Annotated in this window: 12 protein-coding genes; 11 read left to right on the forward strand and 1 reads right to left on the reverse strand. The window is 59.4% G+C overall.

Annotation, left to right across the window (positions count from 1 at the left end):
* The first annotated feature begins 92 nt into the window (after positions 1-92).
* The 10 genes from HSW_RS16245 (at position 93) to HSW_RS16290 (ending at position 13688) form a co-directional block, all read left to right on the forward strand.
* Positions 93-4664 (forward strand): translocation/assembly module TamB domain-containing protein, encoded by a 4572-nt coding sequence (locus HSW_RS16245; protein ID WP_044002793.1) that lies wholly within the window; start codon positions 93-95, stop codon positions 4662-4664.
* Between the two features lie 86 nt (positions 4665-4750).
* Positions 4751-5638 (forward strand): cell division protein FtsX, encoded by an 888-nt coding sequence (locus HSW_RS16250; RefSeq protein WP_044002794.1) that lies wholly within the window; start codon positions 4751-4753, stop codon positions 5636-5638.
* A 63-nt stretch (positions 5639-5701) separates the two neighbouring features.
* Positions 5702-6010 (forward strand): DUF3098 domain-containing protein, encoded by a 309-nt coding sequence (locus tag HSW_RS16255; RefSeq protein WP_071883130.1) that lies wholly within the window; start codon positions 5702-5704, stop codon positions 6008-6010.
* A gap of 121 nt (positions 6011-6131) precedes the next feature.
* The gene (locus HSW_RS16260) at positions 6132-6920 is read left to right on the forward strand and encodes an undecaprenyl-diphosphate phosphatase (RefSeq protein WP_044002795.1); all 789 of its coding nucleotides are present in this window, start codon (positions 6132-6134) and stop codon (positions 6918-6920) included.
* A gap of 144 nt (positions 6921-7064) precedes the next feature.
* Entirely contained in the window at positions 7065-7889 is an 825-nt protein-coding gene (gene truB, locus HSW_RS16265) for a tRNA pseudouridine(55) synthase TruB (RefSeq protein WP_052346530.1), read from the forward strand.
* A gap of 50 nt (positions 7890-7939) precedes the next feature.
* Positions 7940-8887: a bifunctional riboflavin kinase/FAD synthetase gene (locus HSW_RS16270; RefSeq protein ID WP_052346531.1), complete on the forward strand. Its 948-nt coding sequence runs from the start codon at positions 7940-7942 to the stop codon at positions 8885-8887.
* A 116-nt stretch (positions 8888-9003) separates the two neighbouring features.
* Complete coding sequence (locus HSW_RS16275) at positions 9004-10437, forward strand: T9SS type A sorting domain-containing protein (RefSeq protein WP_081768454.1); 1434 nt, start codon at positions 9004-9006, stop codon at positions 10435-10437.
* A 285-nt stretch (positions 10438-10722) separates the two neighbouring features.
* Positions 10723-12144 carry a T9SS type A sorting domain-containing protein gene (locus HSW_RS16280; protein ID WP_044002797.1) on the forward strand — a complete coding sequence of 474 codons (1422 nt, stop codon included), beginning with the start codon at positions 10723-10725 and terminating at the stop codon, positions 12142-12144.
* A gap of 67 nt (positions 12145-12211) precedes the next feature.
* Positions 12212-12907 (forward strand): CoA transferase subunit A, encoded by a 696-nt coding sequence (locus tag HSW_RS16285; protein WP_044002798.1) that lies wholly within the window; start codon positions 12212-12214, stop codon positions 12905-12907.
* Between the two features lie 121 nt (positions 12908-13028).
* Positions 13029-13688, forward strand: coding sequence for a CoA transferase subunit B (locus tag HSW_RS16290; protein ID WP_044002799.1), 660 nt, complete (start codon positions 13029-13031; stop codon positions 13686-13688).
* Positions 13689-13784: 96 nt separating this feature from the next.
* Here HSW_RS16290 and HSW_RS16295 read toward each other — a convergent pair whose 3' ends face one another.
* Positions 13785-14237 carry a hypothetical protein gene (locus HSW_RS16295; RefSeq protein WP_044002800.1) on the reverse strand — a complete coding sequence of 151 codons (453 nt, stop codon included), beginning with the start codon at positions 14235-14237 and terminating at the stop codon, positions 13785-13787.
* 117 nt (positions 14238-14354) lie between these two features.
* Between HSW_RS16295 and HSW_RS16300 the strand changes: the two genes are divergently transcribed.
* Positions 14355-15485, forward strand: coding sequence for a T9SS type A sorting domain-containing protein (locus HSW_RS16300; RefSeq protein ID WP_155833011.1), 1131 nt, complete (start codon positions 14355-14357; stop codon positions 15483-15485).
* The last annotated feature ends 87 nt before the right edge of the window (positions 15486-15572 follow it).

Raw genomic sequence — 15572 nt, forward strand, 5'->3', positions numbered from 1 at the left:
GGTAAACGTTTTTGCCGGCAGCCAGCCTCCCAGGCAACGGTCGGGGGTAAGTGCCTATCTTTGTTGTTGCCCCGTTTCAGCCCCTCTTCTCCGTGCCCCGGTTTCTGTCCGTCCTCCTGAAAGTCGTGTTTGCCCTGCTGCTGCTGGTAGTACTGGCCGTAGTGGGGGCGCTGGTGGCGTTGCGGATTCCGAGCGTGCAGACCAATGTAGCGCAACGCGCGGCCCGCATCCTGACCGACAAGCTGGGCCAGAAAGTGCTGGTGAACCGGGTGGATATTCGGCCGTTTTCGCGGGTGCTGCTGGAAGGCGTGCGGGTGCTGGACCGGCGCGGCAATGAGCTGTTCAACATCGGGCGGGCCGATGCCGACATCCGGCTGTTCACCGTGTTCGACCCCAGCCATCTGCACGTGGGCAAGCTCACGCTGGAGGAGCCGCGCTTTAACCTGGTCACTTACAAAGACCAGCCTGATTCCACCACCCTCGACCAGTTCATCAGCTCCGTGAAGCGGCTGCTGGGCCCGTCCGATACCACCAAAGTCAGCAAGCCCTTCGATTTTAAGATTGAGGCCCTGGGCCTGCGCAACGGCCGTTTCGTGCTGGACCGCCAGAACGTGCCGCGCATTCCGGAATATGGCCGCACCATGGATTACGCCCACATGTACCTGGACAGCATCTACGCCGATGCCGACCAACTGTGGTTCAAGGGCGACACCATTCACGCCAACATCCAGGGCCTGCGCACCGTGGACCAGCCCTCGGGTACCCGCCTGCGGGAACTGACCTCGAACATGACCTACGCGGGTAAGTTCTGGGAGTTTGATAAGCTGATGCTGCGCGTGCAGAACAGCCAGCTGCACGATTATCTGCGCTTCGAGTACCAGCACTTCCTGAACTTCACCAGTTTCAACGACTCGGTGAAAGTCATTGCCCGCCTCCAGCCCAGCCGCGTGTACTCCGACGACATTGCCAAGTTTGCGCCCCAGCCCTTCATGCGTGAGCTGAAGGAAAGCGTCCTGATTTCGGGGCAGGCTAAGGGCTACGTACGCAACTTCACCACCAAAAACCTCGACATCACCTACGGGCGCAATACCCGGGTGAAAGGCGACATCAACGTGGAAGGTCTGCCGAATATAAAGGAAAGCTTCATTGAGATGCGGCTGCAACCGTCCGTGGTGGATGGGCGCGACATCCGGCGCTACATTCCGGCTTCGGGCTGGCCCTACGTGCAGCGGCTGGGCACGGTGCGGCTGAAAGGCCAGTTCTTAGGCTTCTACAACGACTTTGTGGCCAACGGCTCGTTCCAGACGGCGCTGGGCTCGGTGGTGAGTGACGTAAACCTCAAGTTCAAGACCGACCCGCGCTACAGCAGCTACGAGGGCCAGGTGCGCACCACCGGCTTTCAGTTGGGCAAGCTGCTGGGCGATGAGCGCACCGTGCGCGACGTGACGATGAACGGCAAGGTGCAGGGCGTGGGCTTCGATTTGCGCACGGCCCGCCTCACGGCCAACGCCACCGTGCAAAGCATCTGGCTCAATGGCTACCGCTACCGCAACATCACCACCAACGGCCGTTTCAGCCGCGAATCCTTCACCGGCAAACTGGCCGCCAACGACCCCAGCCTGCAGTTTGATGCCGACGGCACCATCGACCTGAATAAGGCGCGCCAAGCCTTCGACCTGCGGGCCCGCGTGCGCAAGGCCGATTTGCGGGCCCTGGGCCTCACCAACCAGAGCGTCACCATTGCCACCACCGCCGACGTGAAGTTCAAGGGCCTGCAGCTGGATAAGTTGCTGGGCTATGCCCGCCTGCGTAACTCCCGTATCTCCTATGCCGGCCGCACCGTGCCCGTCGATACGCTGGACGTGGTGAGCCAGTACAGTGAGGGCCAGCGCCAACTCACGGTCCGCTCAGAAGTGCTGAACTTAGCCCTAGCCGGCAACTTCACGCCCAGCACCGCCATCCGCGACGTGACGACGCTGGTAGAGGAATACCGCCTCAACTTCGCCAGCAACGATGCCGCCACAGCCGACTACTACCGCCGCAAACGGCAACGGCCGCTGCCCAACTACCAGATTGGCCTGAGCATGCTGCTGAAGAAGCCCAACCCGGTGCTGCACCTGTTCATGCCCCAACTCACGGTATCCGATTCGACTTTCATTGAGGGCTCTTTCCGCAACGGGCAGACCTCCATTTTCCAGTTGGGCGGGTTGGTAGCCGACTTGCGCTACGACAGCCTGCGCCTGCAAAGCAGCGAGTTCGACTTCATTACTTCCAAGCTGCCGTACCAACCCGAAGTGCTGGCGCAGGCCAGCGTAACCTCGGAGCGGCAGCGGGTACCGGGGCTGGGTGCCACCGAGAAATTCTACGTGGAAGGCGTGTGGGACCAGGAGCGCATTAACTTCTCCACCTCTCTGGCCCAGACCGGCACGACCAACAAGGCCCAGATTAATGGGGCCCTGGCGTTTCTGGAAGATGCAGTGCAGGTGACCTTCCGACAGTCGGGCGTGAACCTGCTGGGCAAGGACTGGACCATTGCGCCTGACAACTCCCTGGTTATATCGGGCGGCGGCCGGGAGTTCGATTTTCAGAACGTAACGCTCAGCAATGGCGGCCAGAGCATCAGCGCGCAGGGTTTTCTGTCGGAGAATCCCAACAAGCCGCTAGCCCTGACGGTAAAGGATTTTGAGCTGGCCACGCTGAATGGCCTGACCGGCAGTCAGAAGTTTGCGGGCCGGGTAAATGCCCTGGGTACCATCAGCGGCGTGTATGGTCCGCTGGTTATTAACTCTACCCTGCAGGTCGATTCGCTGCAGATGGGGAATGTACTCATCGGCAACGTGGAAGGTCGAGGCGACTGGGACAATGCCGCCAAGCGCCTGGCCGTGAACCTGGATGTGGCCCGGGACCAGCAGCGCGTGCTGGCCGTTACAGGCTACTACGCCCCCGGCGAGGAACGCCAGCAGCTCAACCTCACCGGTGTACTTGACAAAGCCCCCATCAAACTGGCGGAGCCCTTCCTCAACACGCTGTTTCGGGACCTGAATGGCACCGGCGTGGGGACGCTGCGCGTCACCGGCCCGCTTTCGGCCCCGGTCCTGACGGGCAATATTGATGTAACCGACGGGCAACTCACCTTTATCTACCTGGGCACCACCTACACCTTTTCCGACCGTATCCGGTTTCTGGAAGACCGGATTGCGCTGCAGAACATCACGGTGCGCGACCCTCAGGGCAATACCGGGACCATCAACGGCAATATTTATGAGCAGGGCTTCCAGAACATGCGCCTGGACCTGAACGCCTCCTTCCGGAAGCTGCAGGTGCTGAACACCACCCGCAAAGACAACGAGCTGTACTTCGGGCAGGCCTATGCCACCGGAACGGCAGTGGTGCGCGGCCCTTCCGATAACCTGTTTATGAACGTAACGGCGCGCTCCGAGCCGGGTACCCGCGTGTCGTTGCCCTTCGATAATGCGGCCAAGGCCGAGCAGGCCAAGTACATCAAGTTCGTAAACCGGAACCTGCCCGATACCGCCCGCACAAAAGCCGTGCAGGTGGCCGGTACCACCGACCTTTCGGGCATCCGCCTGAACATGAACCTCGACATCACGCCGGATGCCTACGTGGAGCTGCTGCTGGATGAAAGCACCGGTGACATTATCCGGGGCACGGCCACCGGGCAGTTGCGCCTCAATATTGATACGCGCGGTGACTTTAATATGTACGGGCAGGTGGAAATTGTGCGTGGGGCCTACAATTTTACGCTTCAGGGACTCGTGAACAAGGAATTTGTGGTGCGGCCCGGCGGCGTTATTTCCTGGAACGGCGACCCGCTAGCCGGTGAGATGAACGTGACGGCCACCTACACCCAGCGCACCTCCCTGGCTCCCATTCTGGCCACCAACACGGCCGTGGTACCCGTGACGGCCGTTATGAACCTGACGGGCCCGCTACTGCAGCCCATCATCCGCCTGAACCTGGAGTTCAACGATATTCCATCCTCGCTGGAAGGTGACTTGGCGCCGTTCCTCTCGTCGTTGCGTAATGATGAGCAGGAACTGAACCGTCAGGTTTTCAGCCTGGTAGTATTCCGGCAGCTGACGCCCATTGGTTCACTGGCCGTTACGCGCCTGCAGGGGGAGAATAACGCCATCGGCAATAGCCTGGGCCAGATTATTTCAACCCAGCTGGGTCTGCTTACCTCCCAGATTGACCCCAATCTGGAAATCAGCTTCAACCTGAATGGGCTGACGTCCGAGGATTTGCAGGCCTTGCAGCTGCGCCTCAGCTACTCTTTTCTGAATGGTCGCCTGCGCATCACCCGCGAAGGCAGCATCGGGGGCAATGCCGTAGGTAGTTCAGTTGCGGGGCCCCAACCCATTGCCACTGCGCAAAGCTCTGTAATCGGTGATTTGAGCCTGGAATACTACCTACGCCCCGATGGAAAGTTCCGGGCCAAGCTGCGCTACGAAACTACCCCGCGCGACTTAACCGGCCTGAGCCAGAACGTAAACCAGGCCCGCGCCGGCGTTTCGCTGCTGCACACGGAGCAGTTTGATACGTTCCGGGAGCTGTTCTCGCGCAAACGCCTGCGCCGCCGCGACCAGAACGCCCGCAAGGCCCGCGAACTACAAATCGACGACGACCCCCGCACCGTGATGTAAAGGTGAAATGGTGAAGGGTGAAGTTGTGAATAAGCAGCTTGGGCCTTCGCGCTATTTCACAACTTCACCCTTCACCATTTCGCCTCATGAACCAACCGACCCGCAAGAAGAAGCTAGGCAGCTACCCACACCTAATGGTAGTATTCAGCATTACGCTGGCACTGCTGATAATCGGGCTGTTCGGGCTGCTGCTGATTCATGCCCAGAAAGTGTCGACGCTGGTGAAGGAGAACCTGGAAATGCAGGTGTATCTGGAGCGGGGCCTGCCCGAAACCCAGCTGCTGCGGCTGCAGCAGGATTTCGCCCGCAAGCCCTACGTGGCCGTGAAGAACGGGCAGGGCCAGGTTCGATTCCTCTCCAAGGAAGAAGGTGCCAAGCAGCTCATCGACCAGACCGGGGAGGATTTTCAGCAGTTTCTGGGCGACAACCCGTTGCGCGACGCCTATCTCATCAAAATCAACGCTGACTTTGCCGACGCCAAAAACCTGGTCCGCATCAAACAGGAGCTGGCGCAGGAAGAAGGCGTGTTTGAGGTGGAGTACGTGGAAAGCCTGATTACCTCCGTGAATGAGAACCTGCGCAATGTGAGCCTGGTACTGCTGGGCTTTGCGGCGGTGCTCACGTTTGTGGTGGTGGTCCTCATCAACAATACCATTAAGCTGGCCTTGTTCTCGCAGCGGTTTCTCATCCGGAGCATGCAGCTGGTGGGTGCCACGCCGTCGTTTATTCAGTGGCCGTTTCTGCGGCGGGCGGTGTGGCAGGGGCTGGTAAGCGGCCTGCTGGCCGGGCTGCTGCTGCTGGCGCTGCTGCAATACGCGTATCTGCAGCTGGCTGAGCTGCGCCTGCTGCAGGATGTTCGCCTGTTCGGGGCCCTGGCCGTGGCGCTGGTACTACTGGGCATGGGCATCGGGTTTCTCAGCTCCTGGCGCGCCGTACGCAAGTACCTGAGCATGTCGCTGGACGAATTGTATTGAGCCCAAGCCCCCGTTGGTTGAATTTACGCGGTGCGTTGCCGCATCCCTCCTACCTTTGCCTGTATGGAACCGAACACTCCCCGCTTCGCCTTCGGGCCGCGTAACTACCGCCTGATGTTCATCGGGCTGGCCGTGCTGGCTGCCGGCTTCATCACCATGACGCTTGACTCCGAAGATTACGGCGAAGGGTTTCTGGGCATTACGCTCGGCCCGATTCTGCTGGCCGTAGGCTTTGTAATTGAGTTCTGGGCCATCATGACGCGCTCCGGCGCGGCGGCTCCCATTGCCCGTGACGCGGCTACCGTAACCACGGTTCCTTCGCAGCCCGCTCCGGCTACGCCCGTCATCACCACGCCTACTTACAAGCGGTAGGCATTTCTGATTTCTGTTTTTTCGCGGCCATCCTGAGCGGAACGAGGTTTCAGCCACTTACGGCCGATACTCCGTTCTGCTCAGGATGCTGGCTGTTTTTTAGTACCCTACTTCCCTGCTTATGTCGTACTGGCACGCCTTTTTACTGGCTATTGTCGAAGGTCTGACCGAATTTCTACCGGTTTCCAGCACCGGCCACATGATTATCGTGGCCAACCTGCTGGGCATTGGGCAATTGCCGTTTACTGACACGTTTATCACCTCCATTCAGTTCGGGGCCATTCTATCAGTGGTGGTACTTTATTGGCGGCGGTTCCTGCAGAGCTTCGATTTTTACCTGAAGCTGGCGGCGGCCTTTATTCCGTTCGGGATTCTGGGTTTCCTGCTCAAGGATGTGATTGAAGCCCTGCTCAAAAACGTGGCCGTAGTAGCCTGGTCGCTTATGCTGGGCGGGGTGGTACTGGTGTTTATTGACAAGCTTTTTACCTCGGAACGCAAGCAGGTGACCACGCCTAGTTTCGCGCAGGCTGTCAAAATCGGACTGTTTCAATGCGTGGCCCTCATTCCGGGCGTATCCCGCTCGGCGGCTACCATCGTGGGCGGTTTGGCGCAGGGTTTTGACCGTCGCTCGGCCGCCGACTTCTCCTTCTTGCTGGCCGTGCCCACCATGGCCGTCATTACGGCCTATCAGCTCTACAAAACGTTCAAGGTAGCCGCTCCCGGCACCGACGACATTAAGATTCTGCTGTTTGGTAACGTGGTGGCCTTCATTGTGGCCTTGCTGGCCGTGAAGTCGTTCGTGGATTTTGTGTCCCGTTTTGGCTTCCGCGCCTTCGGGCTGTACCGCATTGCGGTGGGCATGATCATCCTGATAATGCTGGCCCTGGGCATTCCACTGCAGATTATTTAGGCCAGCCTGCCGGTTTGTTTTGCCAACTAAAAGAACGCGCCTCGGTGCGTTCTTTTGGTTATATGCCGGCGTGAGACCCCACAACCACGTACTTTTGCTAAACTATGCCGCCCGCCATGCAGGCGTGGCGGCGGGCATTGCCTTATGGAACACGCTGATTTGACTCCGGCTCCGGCCCCCGCCTTCGATTTTGAAGCCGGTGAAGTATTATTGGTAGATAAACCGCTCACCTGGTCGTCGTTTGACGTGGTGCGCAAGGTAAAGAACACCTTACGTATCAAAAAAATCGGCCATGCCGGTACCCTTGATCCGCTGGCGACCGGCCTACTCATTCTCTGTACCGGCAAGAAAACCAAGGAAATCGACCAGATCCAAGCCCAGGAAAAGGAATACACCGGCACCTTCCGCCTCGGCCAGACGACGGCCAGTTTCGACCTGGAAACGCCTGTGGATGCGGAGCTACCGTACGCGCATCTTACCGAAGAAGAAATTCGGGCGGCTACGGCGCAGTTTCTGGGTTTGATTACACAGACGCCCCCGCTGTTTTCGGCGGTGAAGGTGAACGGCGAGCGGGCCTACGAAGTGGCCCGCCGTGGGGGTGAAGCCGAAATCAAGAGCAAGCAGATTACTATCCGGGAGTTCGAGCTGACCCGTATTGCCCTACCGGAAGTAGATTTCCGCGTGAGTTGCACCAAGGGCACTTACATCCGTAGTCTGGCCCGCGACTTTGGCGCGGCCCTGGGCTGCGGGGCGCACCTCACCAAACTAGTGCGCACCCGCATTGGTGAATACCAACTGGCCGATGCGCTGACGATGCAGGCAGTGGAAGCGCTACGCCCGCCCCGCCCTGAGGGGGAAGCCGAGCAACCCCGCCGTCAGCGCCGGGAACGGCTGCCTGAGCGCCGCGCCGGCCTGGAGTATTTCAACGCCACGCACGCTACCTCTGAGTCACCCGCTTCCGAAGCCTAGCCGGCTTTTCGGTTCGCCTCCTCCTTTCGTTGTTTCGTTTCCCTTTTCCTATGCACGTCATCCACGACCCGGCGCAGTTTCCTCACCTTGGTAATGCAGTGGTAACCAGTGGCACGTTTGATGGCGTACATATCGGCCACCAGCAGATTCTGCGGCGGCTGCGGGAAGCCGCCCGTCAGAGCCACGGCCCGGCCGTCGTCATTACCTACTGGCCCCATCCGCGCCTGGTGCTGGCCCCTCCTCCTACCCACCCCGAGCCCCAGGACCTTTACCTGCTCAATACGCTGGAAGAACGTGCCGCCAAGCTGGCCGAATTTGGGGTGGATTACTTACTGATTGTGCCCTTCACCCGCGAGTTTGCGGCGTGGTCGTCGGAGGAATTTATCCAGCAGATTCTGCTGCAGACGGTGGGCACCAGCAAGCTGGTAATTGGCTATGACCACCGTTTTGGCCGCAACCGGGAAGGCGGTTTCGAGTACCTGAGCCAGCATTCGGGCCGCTACGGTATGACCGTAGAGGAAATTCCGCGCGAAGATGTGGACGCCGTGGGCGTGAGCAGCACCCGCATCCGCCGGGCCCTCGATGCTGGTGACGTAGCCACCGCCAACCGCTACTTGGGCTATGCCTACCCCCTCACCGGCACTGTGGTAAAGGGCCAGCAGCTGGGCCGCACCATTGGGTGGCCAACGGCCAATGTGGTATGTTCGGAGCCGTTGAAGCTGGTGCCGGCCCGGGGCGTGTACGCCGTACGGGCTACCACTGCTACCGGCGAAACCTGGCCAGCCATGCTCAACATTGGAGTGCGCCCCACCGTGGGCGGCAGTCTGGCCCAGACGACGGAAGCGCACCTGTTGGGCTTTGAAGGCGACCTGTACGACCAGAATCTGACCATCGAATTCGTGGCCCGACTGCGCGATGAGCAGAAGTTTGCCGGCCTGGATGAGCTAAAAGCCCAGTTGACCCTGGATGCCCAGGACGCGGGCAATGCGTTGCGGTAAACTTTTTCCAAGTCCGGAAAACGCCCACACTATCTACGGCTTATCTATCGGCTTGTGTTATATATCTTTAGCATAACTGACTGATTTCTGCTGGTTACCCTATTCCCTCCTACCCTATGAAAAGAACGTGTACTATCTTTTTCGTCCTGCTTTGCGTGGCGTTTTTTCCTTCTGCGGTGCTCAGCCAGGTAATCTGGACGCACCAGTATGAATTACCCACCAATGATAGGTTCGGGGCTTCGGCTCAGCTGCGTGATGGTGGATTTTTGCTGAGCGGCACCAACTTTCCGGTTCTGGGCGGGCAGTATCCGCGCACGCCTACTATCCTGCTGGTACGCACCGATACGCAGGGCGACACGCTCTGGACCCGGAAGCAGCGCATCCGCAAGTATGCCGATGTGCGCTCCACTTTCTTATGTGAGAATACCACGGGCCATGTGCTGATGGGCGGCTATACGGTTGCTACCACGACTTACCCCAACCTGGATTACAATTCTTTCCTGACCCTGTTCACCCCAACCGGTGACACGCTCTGGACCAAGGAGCTACCACTTTCCTACACCAACACTTACAAAGGCATCACCCTCGGTCCCGACGGCAATTTTGTAATTGCAGCCAATGTGCAGGGACATCCGCAGCTTCAGAGCCTGGGTGTGAACGGGCAGGTTGTGTGGCAGACGACGCTGGACTTCAGCGCGACGGAAGCCGGCAGGCTAACGGCCATGACGCCCGTTCCGAATGGCTACCTGGTGGTACTGCAGGCGGCCGATAACAGCAAGAAGTTTGTGTACGTGAGCCACAGTGGCGTACGCGGAGCGGAATATCTCAACGCGAACAGCCTCGATGAGCTGGCTCCCAACCGGCTGGTTGCGGTGGAGGACGGCAACATTGCAGTTGTACAGGGTACTACCGTACGGAAGTTTTCGCCGGACTTTACGCTGCTGTGGTCAGCCACTACGCCTTCCAATCAGCTTTCTACTATAGGAATGGCTATTGTGCGTAATACCAGCGGGCAGTACGTAGTAACGGGCAATGCGTCTTCTTCCTCCCACAATGTTTCCCTGGTGGCGTCTACGTACTCCGCTCAGGGGCAGTATCTGAGCACCAGAACCTTTTATTCGACCCTGAATCTGGGCACTAACAACCTGTTGGGAAACCTGCACATTGACCGGGCCACGGGCGAATACGTGGTAGCTGGCAGCGGCAACATATCGAACGGCACGTCATCTTCTATCGACTACTTCCTGACCAAAGTAACCGGCGCGCCGGTTCTAGCTTCATTAGCTGCCGCCCGCCGCCCTGTGGCCGACGCCTATCCGAACCCGGTGACCAGTACCCGACAGCTGACGGTAGTTGCACCCGGCCCGCTTAGCGGGCAGTTGTTGCTCATCAATCCGCAGGGCCAAGTGGTACGGCAATGGCCGATTGGAGCAGCCAGCCCCGGAAACCGCTATACTCTTTCACTGGCCGGATTGCCAGCCGGGTTGTACTTCCTACGGCTGACAGACGCTTCGCAGCAAAGCAGCACGGTGAAGATTGTGGTACCCTAGCCACCCGGACTGACTGTTACGCACCAGGGAGGTCTATCAGCTACTTAAAGACTGGTTTTCTGGCTTGACGGAACCGGTTAGTTCTGCACATACGCCAGGCCGGAAAGTACGGCAATGGCCCTATTCGGTCGGTCATGGCCCTTATACGTTGTCTGATTTACCGGCCAAGCGTGCAGATTCCATGGCAAAACCAGCGTACCAGCCGCGTTGGATTAGTTGCCGCAGCAGTCAGACGAGGACCTACATCAGAGAAAACCACACAATAGTAACCGGATCCATTTGCCGATGAAACAGCTATATGCTTCCATTTTTGCTGTTTTTCTGCTTCTGAGCGGAGCTTTATCAGCTGCTGCACAGGCTATCTGGAGCAACCGGTATGGTACCAGTTCGGTTGATGTACTGAAGACAATGCAACCGATGCGGGCCGGCGGTTACCTCCTCAGCGGAATTCAGGGCAACTCGTTCGGAGGGCCAGCCTTCTTTTTAGTGCGTACTACGGCCACGGGGGATACTATCTGGACGAGAAAGCAGCGTATCCGGCAGTTCACCCGCGTGGCAGCTACTGATTTGCTCTGTGAAGACAATACCGGACATGTACTGCTCATCGGGAGCGGGCAAGCGCCGGCCCCCGGTGGCACAGTGTTGCTGCTGCTTAACCAGGCCACCGGCGACACGCTCTGGACCAAAACCATAACCGGTCCTGCGGCGCCTGATTTCGTAGACCTAGTGTGGAGCCCCGCCCAGGATTTTGTGCTGACTGCCAATGTGCAGGGACACCCCTATCTGCTGCGCATTTCATCCAGTGGGCAGATTACGCAACAAGTCCTGCTCGATTACAGCCCTACTCAGACTGGGGGCATTAGTAGGCTGGCACGCGGCACCAACGGCTACTGGGTGATGCTAAGCCCTACGATAACCAACAGTTCTACCACTCCGAAAGCAGTGTTCGTGAGTGACACTGGCGTGCGCGGCGCTGAACATGCTACGGCCCTCACCCTGTATTACAACGCGTTATCACCGGGCAGAGGCATCTATAGCTTTGTACCGGTAGAGGGCGGCAATTTTTTGGTGGTAACATCCGGTTCTGTCACCAAACTCTCCCCTACGTTCACCACGCTCTGGTCGCAGGGCAGCAGTACCTACAGTATATCGGGGGCACTGGGGTTCCTGCAGGCACAGCGCAGCACGAGCGGCAATTACGTAGTGGCCGGAATTAGCCGGGCGTCGCACACCATGAGCGTTGCCACCTTTAGCTTCGATCCGCAGGGCGCGTACATAGGTTCCAAAGCTTGTTTCGGCGGCCTGGACTATGGCAGCGACCAGAACGCCTGTTTGCAGATTGACCCTGTTACCGGCCATTTCGTAGTAGGGGCCAGCTTAGGAGCAGACTATCACCTTATGGCCCTGGCCGGCGACCCGGTACTAGCGGCCACTCCACCAGCCAGATCAGCCGAGGGGCATCTATACCCAAATCCCTTGAGCGAGCAGGAACTGTTGACGGTAGCCGTGCCGGTGCCTCTGGCTGGGCTGATTACCCTCACCGATGCCCAGGGCCGGGTACTGCGCACTTGGAACGCTACGCTGGTTGCTAAACCCACCAACTCCTCATTCCAGGTATCGTTGCAGGGGTTGGCGGCAGGTATGTACTATCTCTGCTTGGAGGATGCCATAAAAAGCCAGCAGATACTGTGCGTGGAGAAGCGGTAGACCCGCGTATAGGGCCGTTTCAGCAGCCAATTGATAACTTGCCGGCCCAAATACCCACCCATTCCCCATGATCAACAAAGTAGTAAGTGGCCCTCAGGAAGCCCTGCTGGGCCTCACCGACGGCATGACGCTCATGCTGGGCGGCTTCGGCCTGTGCGGCATCCCGGAAAACTCCATTGAGGAGATTTTGCGCCTGGGCGTGAAGAATCTCACCTGCATCAGCAACAACGCTGGCGTCGATGACTTCGGCATCGGGCGGTTGCTGCAGACTAAGCAGGTGAGCAAGATGATTTCCAGCTACGTGGGCGAAAACGCCGAGTTTGAGCGGCAGTTGCTGTCGGGTGAGCTGGAAGTGGAGCTGATTCCGCAGGGCACGCTGGCCGAGCGGTGCCGGGCCGGTGGCGCGGGCATTCCGGCCTTCTACACGCCGGCCGGCTACGGTACGGAGGTAGGTGAAGGCAAGGAAAGCCGGGAGTTCAATGGCAAGATGTACCTGCTGGAAACCGCTCTGCACGCCGATTTTGCCTTCGTGAAAGCCTGGAAGGGCGACACGGCCGGCAACCTCATCTTCAAGGGCACTGCCCGTAACTTCAACCCGATGATGGCCACGGCCGGCAAAATCACAGTAGCGGAAGTGGAGGAGCTGGTACCGGCCGGCGAGCTGGACCCCAACCAGATCCACACGCCTGGCATCTTCGTGCAGCGCATTTTCGAGGGTAAAAACTACGAGAAGCGCATTGAGCAACGGACGGTGCGCTCCTAAAATCAGCACGTCATTCCGAGCTTGCCGAGGAATCTCGCGTGCTGATGTTGCGATACTATTCATCCGGCAGCACGCGTCATTCCTCGGCGAGCTAGGAATGACGCCCCCCTAAAAACCCACTATGGCACTCGACAAACACGGCATTGCGAAACGCATTGCGCAGGAAGTACAGAACAACTCCTACGTTAACCTCGGTATTGGCATCCCGACGCTGGTGGCCAACTACATTCCTGAAGGTATCAACGTGGAGCTGCAGAGCGAAAACGGCCTGCTGGGCATGGGCCCCTTCCCCACCGAAGACCAGGTAGACCCTGACCTCATCAACGCCGGCAAGCAGACCGTCACGACCTTGCCCGGCTCCAGCATTTTCAGCTCTGCCGACTCGTTTGGCATGATCCGGGGCGAACATGTGGACCTGACAATTCTGGGGGCCATGGAGGTTTCCGAAAACGGGGACATTGCCAACTGGAAGATTCCGGGCAAGATGGTAAAGGGTATGGGCGGCGCCATGGACCTAGTGGCTTCGGCCAAGAACATCATCGTGGCTATGCAGCACGTTGCCCGTGACGGTAGCAGCAAGCTGCTGCCAGCCTGCACGCTGCCCATTACCGGCCTGCGCTGCGTGAAGAAAATCGTGACCGAGCTGGCTGTGCTGGAGGTAACGCCCGATGGCTTCGTTTTGCGTGAGCGGGCTCCCGGCGTAACGGTAGAGCAAATAAAAGCCGCTACGGCGGGCAAGCTGGTTATTCCGGCCGAGGTACCGGAAATGACGGGCGTTTAGTTTGCGCAATAGCGTAACGTGTCATTCGGAGTGGGGCGAAGAATCTGAGGTGAGTTAATAACCCGGATTCTTCGCCCCACTCTGAATGACACGTTTTTATTTTAGTCGCCGGAAGGCCTGGGCCATGATTCGCTCGGCGGCTTCCGGAGTGAAGTGGGAGAAATAGCGCAGCAGCTGGGCTACGGCTCCCGGCAGACTCAGCCCGCCGGCCTGCACTGCTTCAGCCAAGTACTCGGCCAGCGTGTCGGGGTGGCCGGTGAGGGCCGGGAACTCGTGGTGGGTTTTGTAGCGGACCAGAATATTAACGCGCAGCCAGGCCGGGGCGCCGGGTACCTGGGCCAGCAGGCGCTCCATCACCAGCTGCACTTCATCCATAAACAACGTGCGCACCAGGCCGTGGGGCGTGGGCACGGGCTGTCCGGCAGCGGCCACCAGCAGCACGGCGGCTGGCATATCGGGCTGCCAGCCGCGCACGTCGGGCGGGGCGCACAGCCAGGCTGTGGGCGGAAACTGCTCCGGTACCTGGAGTACGGCTGCCAGGGTTTGCATACGTCGTTCTTCCGGCGGTAGCATACGGCAAGGTACAACCATACGGGCGGATGCGGACGGTTTTACCCGTCCGGCATGTATCTTGGGACCTTCGTCAACTCTTACGCCTTGGTTCTCATGCAACACCGCTACGCCCTGTTACTTTCCGGTCTGTTTGCCGGCCTGAGCTTCCCGAGTCAGGCGCAAACCTCCCCCACCATCACCCGGGCCGATATGCCGGTGCCCACTGATACGTTGCGCCAGAGCACTGCCCTCCCCGCCCTACCCGCCAGCGCGCCGCCCCTCAGCCGCAACGGGGCCAACCAGACGTGGAATTACGCGGCCCTGACAGCCACGGCCCAGAACGTAGCCCGTTTCACCACAGTGCCTGCCGAACCGCTGTACACGTTCACGTTCAACTCGGCGCTGAGTGGCAGCAACCGGGCCACCGTGGCCTCGCCCCATGCCGTGCCGCTGCCGCCCGGGCTGGCCCTGCCCATCACCGAGCCGTACCAGTTCTTCAATGCTTCCAACGCTGATTTTCGCTCCGTAGGCTACGGCGGGAAGCTGGGCACCACGGCCGTACCGGCTACCTATGCTTCGGCTGCTGAGCAGGACGTCATCTACCGCTTTCCACTGAGCTACGCCAGCGCCCCCGATTCGAGCCGCTCGTTTTTCAGCCTCACCGTTCCCGGCACCGGCTACCTCAGTCAACGACGCAAGCGCGTAAACCGCCCCGATGCCTGGGGCAGCCTCACTACTCCCTTCGGGACGTTCCAGACGGTGCGTGTAGTGACCCGCATTGAAGACCACGACAGCATTGCGGCCGGCGGCATCAATCAAGGGTTTGATCTGCCGGTTACCCGGGAATACAAATGGCTGGCCCCGGGGCAGCATGTGCCCTTGCTTACCATCACCACCACCCAGATAGCCGGTCAGGAAACCGTTTCCCGCGTGGAATACCGCGACGTATACCGGCGGATTACGGGCCCGCTAAGCACCGCTACTGCCCTTCCGGCTGCTGCGGTAGCGGTATACCCAAATCCAGTTGCCGGCACCCAGCCGCTCCGGTTGCGCTTAGTCACCACCGGCCCCGTCACGCTTACGGGCACTGATCTGGCCGGCCGGCAGCTGTTTGAGCAGGTAACCGTCCTGGAAAATGGTGAAGCCGAAGTACCAGCCGAAGCATTCGGCCGCTTCCAGGGCGTGCTGCTGCTGCGAGTGCAAACGGCCGCCGGTGTGGCCGTGCGGCGGGTAGTGCGGGAATAATCCGCTATGCTTCCGGGGGCACTACTGAGCCTTTTTGCTACCGAAGTTGTTGTGCAGCCGTACTAGCAGCTACCGGCCCGCCGGAGC

Origin of the sequence: Hymenobacter swuensis DY53 (assembly GCF_000576555.1) — a bacterium.
GTDB classification, from domain to species: domain Bacteria; phylum Bacteroidota; class Bacteroidia; order Cytophagales; family Hymenobacteraceae; genus Hymenobacter; species Hymenobacter swuensis.

Coding starts and splice junctions, on each gene's coding strand:
- HSW_RS16300 (WP_155833011.1), top strand. CDS start 14,355: ATGCAACACCGCTACGCCCTGTTACTTTCCGGTCTGTTTGCCGGCCTG.
- HSW_RS16270 (WP_052346531.1), top strand. CDS start 7,940: ATGCACGTCATCCACGACCCGGCGCAGTTTCCTCACCTTGGTAATGCA.
- HSW_RS16260 (WP_044002795.1), top strand. CDS start 6,132: ATGTCGTACTGGCACGCCTTTTTACTGGCTATTGTCGAAGGTCTGACC.
- HSW_RS16285 (WP_044002798.1), top strand. CDS start 12,212: ATGATCAACAAAGTAGTAAGTGGCCCTCAGGAAGCCCTGCTGGGCCTC.
- truB (WP_052346530.1), top strand. CDS start 7,065: ATGGAACACGCTGATTTGACTCCGGCTCCGGCCCCCGCCTTCGATTTT.
- HSW_RS16280 (WP_044002797.1), top strand. CDS start 10,723: ATGAAACAGCTATATGCTTCCATTTTTGCTGTTTTTCTGCTTCTGAGC.
- HSW_RS16255 (WP_071883130.1), top strand. CDS start 5,702: ATGGAACCGAACACTCCCCGCTTCGCCTTCGGGCCGCGTAACTACCGC.
- HSW_RS16290 (WP_044002799.1), top strand. CDS start 13,029: ATGGCACTCGACAAACACGGCATTGCGAAACGCATTGCGCAGGAAGTA.
- HSW_RS16275 (WP_081768454.1), top strand. CDS start 9,004: ATGAAAAGAACGTGTACTATCTTTTTCGTCCTGCTTTGCGTGGCGTTT.
- HSW_RS16250 (WP_044002794.1), top strand. CDS start 4,751: ATGAACCAACCGACCCGCAAGAAGAAGCTAGGCAGCTACCCACACCTA.
- HSW_RS16295 (WP_044002800.1), bottom strand. CDS start 14,237: ATGCAAACCCTGGCAGCCGTACTCCAGGTACCGGAGCAGTTTCCGCCC.